This window comes from Sporosarcina luteola, from assembly GCF_007991495.1.
GTDB classification, from domain to species: Bacteria; Bacillota; Bacilli; order Bacillales_A; family Planococcaceae; genus Sporosarcina; species Sporosarcina luteola.
This window is the reverse complement of record NZ_BJYL01000026.1, coordinates 78,998-94,786: the sequence shown is the minus strand read 5'-3', so window position 1 is coordinate 94,786 and position 15,789 is coordinate 78,998. Positions and strand designations below refer to the sequence as shown.

The 15,789-nt window shown below is 43.1% G+C and carries 16 protein-coding genes; 1 reads left to right on the top strand and 15 read right to left on the bottom strand.

The genetic code is table 11. The features are described 5' to 3' along the window. Positions 1 to 372: 372 nt before the first annotated feature. The 7 genes from SLU01_RS10425 to SLU01_RS10395 all read right to left on the bottom strand — a co-directional run bounded on the left by SLU01_RS10425 (position 373) and on the right by SLU01_RS10395 (position 7,048). A complete protein-coding gene (locus tag SLU01_RS10425) occupies positions 373 to 909 on the bottom strand; it encodes a helix-turn-helix domain-containing protein (protein WP_170232669.1) in 537 nt (178 codons plus the stop codon). A gap of 79 nt (positions 910 to 988) precedes the next feature. Further along, on the bottom strand, positions 989 to 2,215 hold the full coding sequence (locus SLU01_RS10420; protein WP_147058017.1) for a DUF819 family protein: 1,227 nt from the start codon (positions 2,213 to 2,215) through the stop codon (positions 989 to 991). Positions 2,216 to 2,233: 18 nt separating this feature from the next. Then, a complete protein-coding gene (locus SLU01_RS10415; RefSeq protein ID WP_170232668.1) occupies positions 2,234 to 3,232 on the bottom strand; it encodes a dipeptidase in 999 nt (332 codons plus the stop codon). Positions 3,233 to 3,394: 162 nt separating this feature from the next. Then, positions 3,395 to 4,474 carry a ribosome small subunit-dependent GTPase A gene (rsgA, locus tag SLU01_RS10410; RefSeq protein WP_147058031.1) on the bottom strand — a complete coding sequence of 360 codons (1,080 nt, stop codon included), beginning with the start codon at positions 4,472 to 4,474 and terminating at the stop codon, positions 3,395 to 3,397. A 222-nt stretch (positions 4,475 to 4,696) separates the two neighbouring features. Beyond that, positions 4,697 to 5,308 (bottom strand): VanZ family protein, encoded by a 612-nt coding sequence (locus SLU01_RS10405; RefSeq protein WP_147058013.1) that lies wholly within the window; start codon positions 5,306 to 5,308, stop codon positions 4,697 to 4,699. A 139-nt stretch (positions 5,309 to 5,447) separates the two neighbouring features. Beyond that, positions 5,448 to 5,939, bottom strand: coding sequence for a hypothetical protein (locus tag SLU01_RS10400; RefSeq protein WP_147058011.1), 492 nt, complete (start codon positions 5,937 to 5,939; stop codon positions 5,448 to 5,450). A 122-nt stretch (positions 5,940 to 6,061) separates the two neighbouring features. Continuing rightward, positions 6,062 to 7,048, bottom strand: coding sequence for a YecA family protein (locus tag SLU01_RS10395; protein WP_147058009.1), 987 nt, complete (start codon positions 7,046 to 7,048; stop codon positions 6,062 to 6,064). Positions 7,049 to 7,315: 267 nt separating this feature from the next. Here SLU01_RS10395 and SLU01_RS10390 point away from each other — a divergent pair, with 267 nt between their 5' ends. Further along, the gene (locus tag SLU01_RS10390) at positions 7,316 to 7,543 is read left to right on the top strand and encodes a DUF2207 domain-containing protein (protein WP_147058007.1); all 228 of its coding nucleotides are present in this window, start codon (positions 7,316 to 7,318) and stop codon (positions 7,541 to 7,543) included. Between the two features lie 126 nt (positions 7,544 to 7,669). Here SLU01_RS10390 and qoxD read toward each other — a convergent pair whose 3' ends face one another. The 8 genes from qoxD to SLU01_RS10345 form a co-directional block, all read right to left on the bottom strand. Further along, positions 7,670 to 7,951: a cytochrome aa3 quinol oxidase subunit IV gene (gene qoxD, locus SLU01_RS10385; RefSeq protein ID WP_147058005.1), complete on the bottom strand. Its 282-nt coding sequence runs from the start codon at positions 7,949 to 7,951 to the stop codon at positions 7,670 to 7,672. 1 nt (position 7,952) lies between these two features. After that, positions 7,953 to 8,549, bottom strand: coding sequence for a cytochrome aa3 quinol oxidase subunit III (gene qoxC, locus SLU01_RS10380; RefSeq protein ID WP_147057998.1), 597 nt, complete (start codon positions 8,547 to 8,549; stop codon positions 7,953 to 7,955). Next, on the bottom strand, positions 8,536 to 10,494 hold the full coding sequence (gene qoxB, locus SLU01_RS10375) for a cytochrome aa3 quinol oxidase subunit I (protein WP_147057996.1): 1,959 nt from the start codon (positions 10,492 to 10,494) through the stop codon (positions 8,536 to 8,538). Before qoxB ends, qoxC begins: the two co-directional genes overlap by 14 nt. A 204-nt stretch (positions 10,495 to 10,698) precedes the next feature. After that, a complete protein-coding gene (gene qoxA / locus SLU01_RS10365; protein WP_147057992.1) occupies positions 10,699 to 11,610 on the bottom strand; it encodes a cytochrome aa3 quinol oxidase subunit II in 912 nt (303 codons plus the stop codon). 322 nt (positions 11,611 to 11,932) lie between these two features. Next, positions 11,933 to 13,006, bottom strand: a complete 1,074-nt coding sequence (locus SLU01_RS10360; RefSeq protein ID WP_147057990.1) for a metallophosphoesterase — start codon at positions 13,004 to 13,006, stop codon at positions 11,933 to 11,935. A 102-nt stretch (positions 13,007 to 13,108) separates the two neighbouring features. Then, positions 13,109 to 13,864 carry an energy-coupling factor transporter transmembrane component T family protein gene (locus tag SLU01_RS10355; protein WP_147057988.1) on the bottom strand — a complete coding sequence of 252 codons (756 nt, stop codon included), beginning with the start codon at positions 13,862 to 13,864 and terminating at the stop codon, positions 13,109 to 13,111. After that, positions 13,845 to 15,215, bottom strand: coding sequence for an ABC transporter ATP-binding protein (locus SLU01_RS10350; RefSeq protein ID WP_246110956.1), 1,371 nt, complete (start codon positions 15,213 to 15,215; stop codon positions 13,845 to 13,847). The genes SLU01_RS10355 and SLU01_RS10350 overlap by 20 nt, the downstream gene beginning before the upstream one ends. After that, complete coding sequence (locus tag SLU01_RS10345; RefSeq protein ID WP_147057984.1) at positions 15,208 to 15,789, bottom strand: ECF transporter S component; 582 nt, start codon at positions 15,787 to 15,789, stop codon at positions 15,208 to 15,210. The genes SLU01_RS10350 and SLU01_RS10345 overlap by 8 nt, the downstream gene beginning before the upstream one ends.

Sequence of the window (15,789 nt, the reverse complement as noted above, 5' to 3'; positions counted from 1 at the left end):
ATTACAATAATAGGGGAATGAAAACGTTTTTTTCAGTATGCTCTGTCATGTATTGAGATGACTTTTGTCATGAATTTAACTCATGCTAAGGGGGACGGTGGGATTTTGATGCAGTGCAGACGGCTTTGGACGCAGAACGGACGGCTTTGGACGCGCGAGGCGGAGTTTTGGACGCAGGACAGACGTCTTTGGACGCGGGAAGCGGGGTTTTGGACGCGGAACGGACACCTTTGGACGCGCGAGGCGGGGTTTTGGACGCGGAACGGACACCTTTGGACGCGGAGACGTGGGCTATCTTAGTATTGAATTCCTTACGTTACGTTGGCATAAAAAAAAGCAGAAGACATCTAATGATGTTCCCCTGCTTAACACTTATAGAACCCGTCCTGTCATCGCCCACACTGAAATGGCGGTTTCCTGTGAATGATTGAAAAAACGATGGGGCGTCGCACTTTTGAAGCGGATACTATCCCCTTCGTATAAGATGTGCTCTACATCTCCAAGTACGATTGTCATCTCACCTTTCACAACATATCCGCACTCTTCACCTGAATGCTCGACAAGCTGCTGATCCACTTGTCCAGGCTCCAAATGAATCATGATCATTTCAATCGTCCCCTCATTTATAGGAGTCAGCAACTCGTATTTTGAATTTGACTGAGGGAAATTGATCGACTTCCGTTCACTTTTTCGGACCAGCTGTACCGCCTGTTCATCGGCACCCAATAATGTAGAAATTGAGACATCCAAGCCTTTGCACAACTTGTAAAGAGTTGTTAACGTCGGATCCACATTCCTTCGTTCGATTTGACTAATCATGCTGACACTGACGCCCGATTTGTCCGAAAGATCTTTCAAAGAAAGTTTCTGTTCCGAACGCATTTTTTTCACTTTTTGACCATCAAACATAGTACCCGCCTCATTTAAATTCATTTACTACATAGTACCATATGAAAAGCCTGGCAGTCTCACTATGCCAGGCTTCCTCTTATAGTAGTGTCGCAAACCATAATCCTAATGTCGTGCCGATGTAGTTGCCAATTATATATCCAATCGTTCCAACTACTAGAATTGGCCCTATTAAGTTCTTCCACCCTTTCGCAATCGCCATCGCGGCTGCTGTTGTCGGCCCGCCAATGTTTGCGTTGCTCACTAGAAGAATTTCCTCAAGGTTATACTTGAACAGTTTCCCTGCTACGAGAGAAATGATCATGTTGACGATAACGATGATTGCAACGAAAATCAATAGCAGCGGTGCGTTTTGAATGATCAAAGGAATGGACGCCGGAACTCCGATAACGACAAAGAATAGATAAATTAGCAGTGTACCGATTTCCTGGCTGCCATTAATCCCCTCAAAATATCTTGGGAATAATGCGAGCGCTAAAAATGTAATCGTCGTCAATACTAAATATTTGTCTCCAAATAAACCATTCAATAAATTCATAAAGAAGGATACATCTTCTCCGGATGGAATAACCCCATCTAAAAATGCTGCAATCTTAAAAGAAACAATTACGAGGAAAAACGCTGTTCCAACGGATAACGCCATGTCCTTTAGCGAAATATCTTTACGTGCCCAAAAACTTTCCGCAAGTGTTTTACCGTCATTCTCCCCTTTTCCAGCCTCGACCTCCAAAACATGCGGATGAGCAAAGCGTTTTCGGAAAAATGCCATCGTCGGAATAATCATTAGAACAACGAAATAAATTGCCATCATTAGATTATCGGCAACAATTGTTGCAGAAACCATTTCACCAGGCGCTTCGAATTTCCCAGCCATCGCAGCAAAGTTGACGCCGCCGCCAACGTATGACGCGCTCATCATCGCACCGATTTTATCTAAATACGGAATATGATCTTTTAATAAGAAAAAGCTGATGATTGTTCCTGCGACCGTTCCAATAGAACTTAGCAAGAAAATAATGAGCATACGACCACTTTCCTGCCAGATCTTTTTGAAGTTTACATGAAAAAGCAATAATGGTATAGCAAGCGGAATAATGAATGCCCATATCGCGTCATATACCGGAGATTCCGTCGGTATGACTCCCGTATTCGATAAAACAATTGCACCGACAAGGGCAATGATCGCCCCTGATATCTTACTCGCCCAACTAAACCGCTGTTCTAAAAAAATACTAACGGCTGCCCATACGACGATAATGCCCCATAGAGTGATCATATCATCCGGTTGGATAAGTGTTTTCTCCATTTTTCATTCCCCCAATTTTTATCCCTTTAATTGCTTGCTTAGAAAAGAAAAGGCATTTGTAAAACTGATGCCTTCCAATTCTTTTGTAGAAAAGCCCCGTTTCTCCATTTTCAATAAAAGCTCCGGCACCTTCTCAACAGTTTCCAAACCTGGCGTCAACCCTTCAAATGAATCGCCAACCTCATGATGTTCCAAAAAGTCAATAAAGTCGAAGCCGAATGCAACATGCTCCGGTCCAATTAAATCAGCGATATAGACGGCATGATCGATGAAACGATTCACTGTTGGGGCTTCTTCATCGATGAACTCGAAATAGGCATTCAAGCCGATAATGCCTCCCCTACTTGCAATTGCTTTCATTTGTTCATCTGTAAGATTTCGATCTTGCGCGCAAAGTGCCTTGGCATTACTATGTGAAGCTATGATTGGCTGATCACTTAAATGATATAGTTCCCAAAAAGATTTTTCATCAGCATGGGAAGCATCTAAAATCCAATTTTGCTTATTCGCCAGTCGTGTCGCTTCCTTACCGTGCTGCGTCAATCCTTTATGTATTGCCTCATTATAAGAGCCAGTTCCGCTGGCAAGAAAATTTGTTTCGTTCCACGCATAAATCGCATGCCTAAAGTCTTTTGCATGGAGTTCCGGGAAAGCGCTTTCTACGTTTGCGTGGAGGTCCTGCCTTCCCCAACTCTCAAGAAAAGTTAGTCCTTCCAACCCTAAATAGATATTGATTTTTCCTGTTTTACAGGAATCTACCATATCGGTTGTCGATACACAAATATTCACATGGGCTGATTCCTTCAAATCTTCCATTACATATTGATAGAGTGCCTTAAACCTTGCAAAAGGGTCATTCCGAAATGCGGGTTCTACCCAAAATACACATATGACGGCATCGACAAACCCATTTTTCAATTTCGGATAATGAATCCGGTCAAACACATGTGTTTCACCCTTCCCCCGCCGATAAGCAATATCGGTAAACAAATCCGAATGTAAATCGAATACTCTCACTCTTACACCTCCTCTCAAAACACCTAAGTTTTAATATAGTATAATTTATTTACTATACTAAAACAAGTGGATTATTTAGAAATATAAAACTGCGAATAGAGGAGGCAATGTAAAAACGGAAGCAAAGGATAATACATCCTTCACTTCCGCTTTTGCAATAGATTATTTTTTCTTAGATGGATGCTTGCGCATTCCTTTTGTAACCTTTTTCCACTTATCTCGTTCAGCTGCTTGCGCTTGACGATTCATTTTACGGTCGAGGAACGCGATTTCTTTTTGGAGCTTAACGTAGTTACCATACCGTTCCCTAGTTAACTCCCCCGTTTCGAGCGCATTCCGAATCGCACAGCCCGGCTCACTTTCATGGCGGCAATCCCCGAATTTGCACGAAGTTGACAGCTCCTCAATATCCTTAAAACCGGAGTCCAGGCTTTCGCTTTCATTCCACAATTGGAATTCTCTCATCCCTGGCGTGTCGATGAGCACTCCCCCTGTTGGGATTTTAATAAGCTCCCGGTGGGTCGTCGTATGCCTGCCTTTTGCATCATCTTCGCGTATATCTTGCACCGCCATCGTTTCTTCACCACAAATCGAGTTGACAAGCGATGATTTCCCTACGCCGGACGATCCTAATAACGCCGCTGTCTTGCCGTTTTCCAATAAGGCCGTTATTCTTTCAATCCCTTCCCCAGTCGTATTGCTCACTGGGAATACATCCGTACCGAAGCAAAGCTCCCTTGCCAACTCTAAATAATGGTCAGGATCATCGCTTACATCCATTTTCGTCAAGACAACAACAGGCGTCGCCCCGGAATCATATGCTGCAACTAGATAACGTTCCAGTCTTCTCGCGTTGAAATCATGGTTCATCGACATGACAAGGAAAACGATATCGACATTCACTGCGATGATTTGCTCGGAAATTGTAGTCCCAGCAGACTTTCTAGAAAACAGGGATGTGCGTGGAAGGATTGCGTGAATGATCCCTCTTTCTTCACCGGGCATTCTTTCAACAGCGACCCAATCTCCTACTGCAGGAAAGTCCCGTCTTTCGAATGCTTCATGTTGAAATGCTCCCGAGCAGACAGAAAGCCATTCCCCTTCCGCCGTAATTACGCGGTACATCCGTTTATGTTCAAGCGTGACGCGTCCTGCAACGTAATTGTCAGCCTTTAATTCATCTTTTAATGCATTCAAATTCTCTTCATGTATTTCATTCCAACCGTATTCTTTTAAATTAATCAAGTGTAATCCTCCTATTATGTTTGTGAATATAAAAAAGCATGGTTCCGGATCGGACACCATGCTTTCACGCGCATAATAGAAGAAACATGCCTATTACGATGGCATGGCAGGTGAAATTATGGGTCCGATCATTTGTGCAATAGCCTTATTGATTTTCGCCATAAAACATCACCCACTTTCTAAAAGTTGTTTTTATCATAACAGAATGACAATACATCGTCAATATGTAAATCGCCTTCCTACACGAAACAATTTAACGATGCCCTTATAGAGAATATACGCCCAATACCCGATCACAACACCGACTGTATTCAAAATAACGTCGTCAATATCCGAACTGCGTCCGATGAAATATTGAATACTTTCAATAATACAAGTAACGCTTAATCCGATGAAGAAGATTACTTTGAACGAGTCCATCCTCCGCCATAACAGAGGTATGAAAAATCCAATCGGAGAAAAGACAAACACATTCCCCAATAGATTGAGATTCGAAATACTATCCCAACCATCTGTATGCTCATTCACTTGCATATAACTGGTAATTGTGTGAAAAGGTGTTGTATTGACATGCGCGAGCTGATTAGACATGTAAACGTCGAAAAAGAATTCGCCTGTACTTACATCTACACCCATATTCCACTTCGGCATGATCGTCTGAGAAGCCAAGCCTACTAGATAAAGAACAAATAGGGCAAGTATTACTTCTTGCGATTTCTTAACCGGCTTCTTTCTTTTTTTCAAAATGACTAGTCGCACAATCAAATACAATGGAAACGCGACAATCATATATCCTAACATGTTGATGACATATGTACTTATTAAACCCATAGCTCCTCCTTCCAATCTAATTCTTCACATAGAGCAAGACGTGTACATGCCAAGAAATGTTGCAGTCTACATACTATATTTGGTATCGTGCCAACCAATAAAAGCATCTATGCGATGAACGCGATAGATGCTCACATCCCTAACATAGGACTATAATTTTATTCGGTGTCGTTTGGGCTGGAATACTTCGGGTCGTTGCACCATAGATGACAACAAGATCACGGTTTGCAGGATACAGTGTAAATGCCTGCCCGTTTTCAAGAACCATCTCTGTGTCCCTTGATAAATTCAATTTCAAACTGCCATCACTGCTAATGAGTTGATTGTTAAAGAAATCTACTTTCACAAATTGATTTGATCGATCTTTAGCCATGACAATTGTACGATACTGTGGAGGATAAATGAGTGGAGCAGGCGCGTTCGCATCATAATAACCTGTTACACGGTCACCCACCTTCACCAAAGCATGGTCTACAAAGTAAGTTTCCGGCTCGATAACAAAATTCACAACTGAACCATTTCGGTCTTGCACTGTAAATAATTTGTAACAGCCAGTTAGCGGATCATTATGCCTGCCTGGAAAGTCGTCTATCCGTATCACTCTGCCGCTGAAAGATTGAAAATCCATCAATTTCCACCTCCATTACTAATGACCATATGCTATATAATATGCAATGTCTAGACGCATTGCTCATTAGCTGAAGATATTCATTAAAGAGAAAAAAGCTGCCGAGGCAGCTTTTCATCCTAAACTTATTTCCCACTCTTGTATTCGAATAATTCTTTTGTATACTTGCTCATTGAAGAAGGTGATACTTCAAACCATTCTGCAATTTCTTTGAAACTCATGGCAAGCGGTTCAAAAAATCCTTGTTCTTGTCCAAATCGGATAGCCCCTGCAGCAATCGCTACTTCCTTCCTTGCATTTGGTTGCTGTTCCACCAAGAAATCTTCTACAAGTTCCAATAGTTCCTCGGAACTTCGCTCGTGTTTCTCTAAAAATTCCATGACATGCACGAGCACTCCAACTTCAAAGTTTGTGAATTCTCCGCCCTCATATCCATCTTCCCCGAGTAGTTTCCAAAATTGAATGGCATTTTCCTTTAAGAATGAGTCGACCGTTTCTTCCGTTCGGGATGCATATTTCGTGGCAAATCCTTTCAGGGCATCAGCATGATCCGTTGGGAAAAAGATAAGACTCGACACTGCCAAATAATGATTTTCCTCATCAGTTCCATCTGGCAATATGAAGCAATACAGATGGACACCAACCGGAACAGGCTTCTCACTTTCCCGTTTCAGACGAATCGTTTCATCTCCAAAGATAAGCTTTACCGTCAGATAAGCATCATCCACCCCTGTAACTTCACCGATGAATGCACGGGGTTGCTGCCAACCGTTCAAAACAGTTAACACTGAAGGACGAAGTTGCTTTTTCTTTTGCTTCTCCAAATAACCTTGCCAAATATCGGGACGATGGTGGAAAAAGAATTCATCCAGAACGATTGCCTCAATCATTTCTTCCGGCAAATACTTTTGTAAAGGTTGTTTCCAACTGTTGACCAACTCCAGATAGCTATGTATGTTCTTACGTTCCGGATACTCTTCATAAAATGTTTGCAATACACGCTCAAGCTCATCCATTTGAACCTTTTCCATCGATACGACTTGCTTTTTTGCACAACACTTCTTATATTTCTTGCCGCTGCCGCATGGGCATGGCTCATTACGACCTACCATATTAACACTCCTTCAAAAAATTAACGACTCTTCTATTTTACCATTTAAAACTGTGTTTACGCACGGCTTCCATACACTTGGTATGTATTCCCTGTATTCTTTCGACGTTTCTCTTGCTCTGCGAATAACAATAGTAGACATTAAGTCCCTTTTCGGTGCTAAATTCGTATATTCAATAGATAAACCGGGTATTGAATTAAATAGTCCGAAAAAAACATTTGACAACTTTGTGAACAAAGTCAATAATAAAGAAAAGGAGTGTTGGTAATGGAATCCAAATTGAAAATATTAAATGCTGTTAAAGTTGTCGGGTTCACAGTTCTTACCATCGGAATCTCCATATTCTTGTACGGTTTTTTCGTAAGCGATTACAGTGCAATCACTGGCATTGGAATCGGTACAGTAATGGGGGCTATTTTCATTTTCCTAATGGGCGTCTTCTTCGTCGCAACAGAAGAAATGCAGGAAAAAGTGAAACGGCAACTTGTCCGATAAGTATTTAAAAGGGAGCACCCATAACGGGCGCTCCCTTTCGTTTTCTAACTAAATTTGGTATAGATTGATTCTAGGATTGAAGCGGAAGGCGTCCGCCTGAAGCGGAAATCCTATTTCAGGCATATATCACATATCCCAAACCATAATCAATAATGTGCCAAAAATCGTGAACAACGCAATGGCGAGGCCATAATAGATGTTCATGTAAATCATCGTTTTATCCTCATTTTCCCCTACATGCATGAACCCGACCAGTTGCACTGCCGCTTGCACGAAAGCCGTAGCCAAAAGAATCGTTATTCCTACCGTAAAAGACACATCCAAGAAATAGACGGTCAAGGCAGCAGCTGTAAGTACCAATGAAAAGACAAAACCCATCACTTGTTTACGCGGGAATAATTCACTCATGTCACATCATTCCTTTCAAGTAGATGAAGCTGAAAATGAAGATCCAGACAACATCTAAGAAATGCCAGTAAAGCGAAAAGATAAATGCCTTATTAGCCGTTTGAGGCGTCAAGCCGCGCTTTTTCACTTGCAGGATAATGAACAATCCCCAGAAGAGACCAATTGTAACGTGAGCTCCATGCGTACCTAATGTCGTCAATAAGATACCTGTGAAAGCACTCACTTGGAGTCCCGCCCCGATATGCGCATAGTGCGTGAACTCATATATTTCAACACCTAGGAACACGAGACCAAGCAACAATGTAATCGAAAAGAATGTAATCATCGCATTCTTTCGTCCAATTCTCATTGCATGAACGCCTAGACCAATCATGAAACTACTCGTTAACAATACAATCGTTTCAATAAGAACCGGCGTAAGTTCAAATATTTCCGATCCAGCCGGTCCGCTTCCCGTACGGTGTTCTAATGTGAAATAGGTGGCGAAAAGTGTTGCAAAGAGCATCACTTCCGCACCGATGAAAATCCAAAATCCAAAAATATTCATCTTATTTTGTTCAGTTCCATATTCAAGAGGAAGCGAGTTATCTATTTTCATCAGCTAACACCTCCCAATCTTTTTCCGTAGCTTCGATTTCTTCAACAGATACGTAATGTCCATCGTCTTTTTCAAATGAACGATGCGCCAAGCAAGCAAAGATGGCAATCGTCGTAATGATAGCAGGGATCCACATGCTAAATACGAGTGAAAAGCCCCACACGAAAAATATGCAACTCATGATAAACGGCATACCACTATTGTTCGGCATATGAATCTTTTCGATTTCGCCTTTGAATAACGGTTTCCCATTTTTCTTATAATCCCAAAATGCTTCGATCGAATCGACCTGAGGCGTCCGCGCAAAGTTATACGACTGGACTGGCGTTTGCGTTGCCCATTCAAGTGTACGCGCATTCCACGGATCAGACCCGATATCGCGAGAAGCATGACGTGTGCTGTAATAGACGTTATAGACGATTAATGCAAATCCGATTGCCAGGCCAATCGCTCCTGCAAAGGAAAGCATATTCAAAGGTCCAAATCCAGTTGCCTCAGAATACGTGTACATCCTTCTTGCTTGCCCATCGAGTCCTGTGAAGAACATCGGGAAGAATGTGACGTTAAATCCAATTGCGACAAACCAGAAAGCCCATTTCCCGATTCGCTCATTTAACATGAAGCCGAACATTTTCGGCCACCAATACGTAAGACCTGCAAGCATCGCGAATACGACACCTGGGATAATTGTGTAGTGGAAGTGAGCGACCAAGAACATCGTATTATGGTATTGATAGTCGGCACTTGCCATACCGAGCATGACGCCAGTAACCCCACCGATTGTGAAGATCGGGATGAAACCTACTGAATACAGCATCGGTACTGTAAATTCGATTTTCCCTTTCCGCATCGTTAGCAGCCAGTTAAAGATCTTTATACCGGTCGGAATCGCAATTGCCATCGTCGTGATAGAGAAAATACTATTGGAAAGCGGTCCTTGCCCCATCGTGAAGAAATGGTGCATCCAAACAAGGAAAGACATGAATGAAATGATCACAATTGAAGCGACCATTGATTTATATCCGTAAAGGTTTCGACGTGAGAACGTGGAAATGACTTCACTGTATATACCGAATGCCGGCAATACGAGAATATACACTTCAGGATGTCCCCAGACCCAGAACAAGTTCGCCCAAAGCATATCCATTCCGCCGTTTGTCATCGAGAAGATATGTGTGCCGAATAGCCGATCCATCGTTCCAAGTAGAAGAGTAATCGTCAGTACTGGGAATGCAAAAACTACAATCGCATTTGTAATTAAAGCAGTCCATGTGAACATTGGCATTTTCATCAATTTCATGCCTGGTGCTCTCATTTTGAATATCGTAGCAATAAAGTTAATACCTGATATCAATGTTCCGATACCGGCAATCTGAATCGCTATCAAATAATAGTTCGTTCCTACGGATTGACTGAAGTCATTCCCGGCAAGCGGGAAATAAGAAGTCCATCCTGCGTCAGGAGAACCCCCGATCACGAATGAGATGTTAAATAACATCGCTCCCATGAAGAACAACCAAAAGCTGAGTGCATTCAAACGTGGGAACGCTACATCACGTGCCCCGATTTGCAAAGGTACAACTAAGTTCATAAGTGCGTATATGAACGGCATTGCCATGAAAATGATCATGACGACCCCATGTGTCGTGAAAACTTCATTATAATGCTGGGCATCTAGCAGCTTGTTGTCGGGTACTGCTGTTTGCGCCCGCATCATTAGTGCGTCAACTCCGCCACGGAACAGCATAAGCAAGGCGGAGATCAAATACATAATACCGATTCGTTTATGGTCAACAGTCGTTAGCCATTCGCTCCATAAATATCCCCATTTCTTGAAATAGGTCAAGCCTATGACTATCGCAATCATCGTTAGACCAATGGCGACCATCGAAGCGTATATTGCGGGGCTTGGATGGGGTATGGCAAATCGATCAAAGTAATCCATTCTTGTTGTACTCCTTTCGAAAATCTTTATAAGTTGAAACAACCCTTGTTGATTTCCGTTCCAGGCGGACGCTTTCCGCGGGCACGACTTCAGCCGCTTCCTTCGCTTTGCTCAGTCCAGGGTCTTCAGCTCGTGCTGTTCCCGCCGGAGTCGCCGCCTTCCACTCCAATCAACGCATAAATCTTCTAAAACGTACTGCTACATTTATTTATGATCCGCATGATCCATTTCACCGTCGTCATGTGCATGTTCGGAATCGTGTTCACTCTCATGATCATTTGACCCATGATGATGTCCTTCAGGCGGTGGCAAAAACTCCAAATGAGTTCCGCTGAATGTTAACTGCCCCAGATGACCCGGTTCTAACAATTCATCAAACTTCTCTTCTGTCAGAGGCTCAGCATTCGTTTTTACGTCTTCTACCCATTTATCAAATTCCTCTGGAGACATAGCCTCGACTTGGAAAATGTTTTCAGCGAAGCCCTTCCCGCTGAAATTCGCGTTTCTTCCCATGTATTCACCAGGAACTTCTGCTGCCAAATGCAACGTGGTGATCATATCGGACATCGCATATTTCTGTCCGCCTAATTGTGGAATCCAGAAGCTTGTGATCGGACCGTATGAGTAAAGCCTGAACTCCAATGGCCGATCTGTCGGGATATATAAATAGTTCACTGTTTCAATATTTTCTTCTGGGTAACTGAAATGCCATTTCCAGTCGGAAGAAGAAGCATAAACGATTAACGGTTCCTGATCTTCATAGCCTTTCGGCGTCGCCTCAACTTCATAGGTTGATTTGACAGTAACAATTGAAAGGAAAATGATGATGATAATCGGAATCGCAACAATGACCGTTTCAACAATCGGATTTCCTTCGATATGTGGAGGTTCATAATCCTCACTTTGTTTCGAAGCACGGTATTTATAAACGACGTATGCCATCAGCCCGAAAACGGCCACAACAACAATTGCCATCGTTGCAATCGATATCCAAATGACATTGGCAGTCGTTTCAGCTTGGGGACCTTTCGGATCCAAAACCATAAGCGGTTCGCATCCCGCTAACACTGCGAGGAGACCTATAACCAAACTTAAAAAAGTCCATTTCTTTCTCATGAAGTTACCCCTTCCTTTTAATCTAGAAGCTGCGGAAACAGATTTCAAAAACAGATTGAATGCGTGCTTTCACACTACTGGATTTATGTTAATATAATAAAAAACCAAAAACAATTATCTTACCCACACTTCACAGAAAGTTCACCTGAAAAAGAGGAACAACGTCACGAAACGTTCATTATTCGGTTATATATCGGACACATCTTGTTTTGATTTCTGAATTTTATTTAATTAAAAAATAATGAACAGGTTGTTTTTATAGGTAAATTCAGCTAACAAAAAAAGCTTCAATGGGCGTCAGCCCTTGAAGCTTTTTTGAAAGTCATATGAAACAATCTTTTGGAATCCACCCAACATCGCCATTGCGTAACTTCACTAACGCGTACCCATCGTGACGGTCGTCGATGATTGAAACGTTGTCCCCTTTCTCAACAGACAAGAAAGTTGTACTTAAGTCGTTTTTACAATTGCCTTCTTGGATAAATTCATTCTTTATCCACTGCTCGATACCAAGGCTCACATTCTCACATAATGTGAAAAACTCCTCTTCTCGAACTACCCGCAATTCATAGTTCGGATAGGTGACTGTACCGACCCGCCCGTTTTCTCCTTTATGATTCCGTGTAATTGTTTTTTCATTCAAATCGTCAACGTGTGTATATGAAATGTCTTCCCCTTCAATAATTAGAGCATTTAATTGGCCGTCTTTTTTGATTTCATTGCCGCCATCGATGGCAATGACCTTCTTCTCCAAGTCAATTAAGGGACAGTTCGAACTGACTGTATTTGCTCGATAATTAACAACCGGCCAATGCCCGACGATAACCGTCTTATCCGCCTGATGCCCTTTCTCGTAAAAAGCTGGGGTATACAAAGCAAATTCACGGCTTGTCTCCTTCCAATCCGGGATATCGTCCACACCCGCGTGGATGATGATGAAATCGTCTGTTTCATAGGCAATCGGTAGATGATCCAACCAGTCCAGTACATCACCAAAATGACGTCGATAAAATTCACCCAGCTCCTGAAGTGTCGCAAAATCGTCTACCGTCTTCCCATGGTGATTGAGCATTTCATTCAAAATGGATCGTTTTCGTTGCTGCATATAGTTTTTAATGCCTTCGACGTCATTGAACACATAATCGTGAACGACATCACAATTCCCTTTCGTAATGAAAACCCGGTCTGACTCTGCGCTTAACTTTCTTGCAAATTCTACTGTCGACAGACTATCCGGCCCTTTTTCACAAAGATCCCCATTGATGAACAAATAATCTTCTGTCGTATATTTCACATTCTCAAGCAATCGCTGAAACAGCGGTAGATTTGCATGAACATCAGACGTAATAATCACCCGTCTGTCTTTCTCCAACTTCAATCCCCTTACGTCGATCATAATGTGATTTCCCCTTTTCTGAACCTGCTATTTCTATAAGAATGACTATACCATATAGGGTTAATCGACAAAAGGACCCCACTCGAAGCGGGGCCCTCGCCTTTAATTGATATACAAAACACTCGTACAGCTGAGGACAATCAATAGCATAAAAAGACTAACCATATACCCGTCAACCTTGCCGACGTGAATGATCGTGTAGAAACTTTTCCGTTTTTCACCTGTGAATCCCCTTGCCTCCATCGCGAATGCAGCCCTTTCCGCCTTTCGGACAGCGCCCGCAAGCATTGGCAGAAGAATCTTCCGCATGTTCAACAGTCGGCGGAATACATTTTTCTCTTGCACCGCTCCTCTGAGACGATGGGCTTGTTGAATTTGCACAAATTCATCTTTCAGGACAGGAAGGAACTGATACCCGACTAAAATGCTATATGCTATTTTCGGAGACAGCCTCATTTGCTGCATTAGGCTTAAAATGAATGAAACTGGATTCGTCGTCAGTGCGAACAGCAATGACAATCCGGAGAATGCCAAAACACGAAAACTTAAAGACAACGCATGGTTCAACTGGACTTCCGTTATGTGCATTGACCAAACTGACAGGACGACCGGCCCTGACTTGTCTTCTGCAAAAACGAGCGTCGTCCAAAAATAACCGAATGCCATAATGACAAATGGAATCATGAATAGCATCCACATTTTCCAATCAATTCGGCTGAAGAGCAGCTGCATCATTATCACGCCCATCCAGACGAAAAGCGGCGTCCATGGGTTGAAAAAGAAAGCTAGTGTAAACATGCAAATGGTGACCAATACGAATTTCACGGAAGGGTTCATGTTATGCAAAGCAGACTTCACGGGCCATCCATCCTTTCGGTTGAAGAAGATGATGCGCTGTTAGTAACTGCTCATCTTCCCATACAGAGTCAGCACTGAATTTTCCCGTCAAATAACCTTTTTTGATTAGCAAAAGCGTATCGGCTACCGCATAAGCAAATTCCATATCATGTGTCACAATTAAAAACGTAGTCCCTTCCCTCGCACGCTCATCAATCAAACCGGCTAATTCCGACAAAGACGCAGCATCCTGGCCGGAAGTCGGTTCGTCCATCAAGATGATTTCCCTGCCGTCACAAAGCATGGAAGCGATGGCAACTCTCCTCTTTTGACCATGGCTGACAGCGAATGGATGGGCTTCTGTTACAGCGGATAGGTGTAACCGTTCCAACAGGATGTCAGCACCATTTCCGCCTCCGAATGATAATTCATCCTTTACACTCTTTGTAATGAATAAAAACTCGGGAGATTGCGGTACATACCCTAACTGTGATGGTTTGACCGTCCCTTTTGAAGGGATTAACCCGCATAGCGTTTTCAGCAAAGTAGATTTGCCGCTGCCATTCGGTCCGGCAAGAACGGCGACCTCCCCTTTCTCCAAGGTGAATGATGTCTCCTGAAGAAAAGAATCCGTCCTCACTTTACAAACTTGCAAAGCTTGTTTTCCCTGTTTACTGATCTCCCTTTTCAATAACAACCCTGCTCCCGGCATACTTTCCAAGGAAATCGATCGATCGAAGAAAGAATCCCATAAATCTACCCTGTGCTCGATCGCCACAATTGTTAAAGATCGCTTCTTTTGCAACTCATCTAGCCAGCTGATGAACTGTTTAGCGGTATATGGATCCAAATGGGAAATCGGTTCATCGAGTAAAAGGACTTCCGGCTCCATGATCAAAGCGCATGCGGTGGCAATCCGCTGCTTTTCCCCGCCGGACAGCTGTTGAATGATGGATTGGCGAAAATCAGTCAACCCCGTCAGCTCCAACACATCCCGGATCCGTTCATCCATTTCTTTGCGATTGACGTTCAAGTTTTCGAGTGTGAACGCAAGCTCCTCTTCGACCGTCAGCATACAGAACTGTGCATCAGGATCTTGGAAAACAGTCGCAATCTTGTGATTCACTTCGCCCGGTTCATAGGCTTCACTTTCTTTATCAAACAACGTAATCGTCCCCTTGACAATACCGTCACAGTTTCCGGGATATAGGCGATTGCATAAATAGAGCAAAGTCGATTTTCCGCATCCACTCGGCCCCGTAATGACTACCCTTTCCCCATGTTCTACAGAGAATGAAAGATCTTCAAAAATCCATTTCTCTTCATCCGGATAGCGAAAACTTACATGATCGAAACGGATTACTTCAAGCACGGGCCTCACCCTTTTTCGAACGAGTAATTGCGTATCCACGCAACGACCCTGTTGCAAGCAATCCATCGACAACCGCCTTACCGCCAACCCCTGCAATCATCGCTCCGCTGACAATCCTCAGACCAAACATGAGCAGTACATAACCCGTACTGAAAACGGTGAATCCCCCCATGAAATAGCCATATACAAAACTGAACACAGACGCACCGACGCCCGCCAACATCAATACCCATATATCAAATCGCCTGTAGCGCGTGGCAGCAAAGGCAGCCTCGGCACCGAGTCCTTGGATGACACCAGCGAGTATTAAGCGAGGACCTACCGCATTCCCTAACAGCACTTCGACAGCAGCAGCAATCGTTTCTGAAATGACCGCCGCGCCTGGCTTTCGAATGATATACATGCAAATGATCGACACGATGAACCAAATGCCAAAAATCCATTCATATGCGATAGGCCCGATAAAGCCTGACCATATATTGCCGACGTGCAGGAACAACAAATAGACAATTCCAAACACGACTGAAAACAACGACATCAGAACGACTTCTTTCAACTTCCATGACTTCAACAT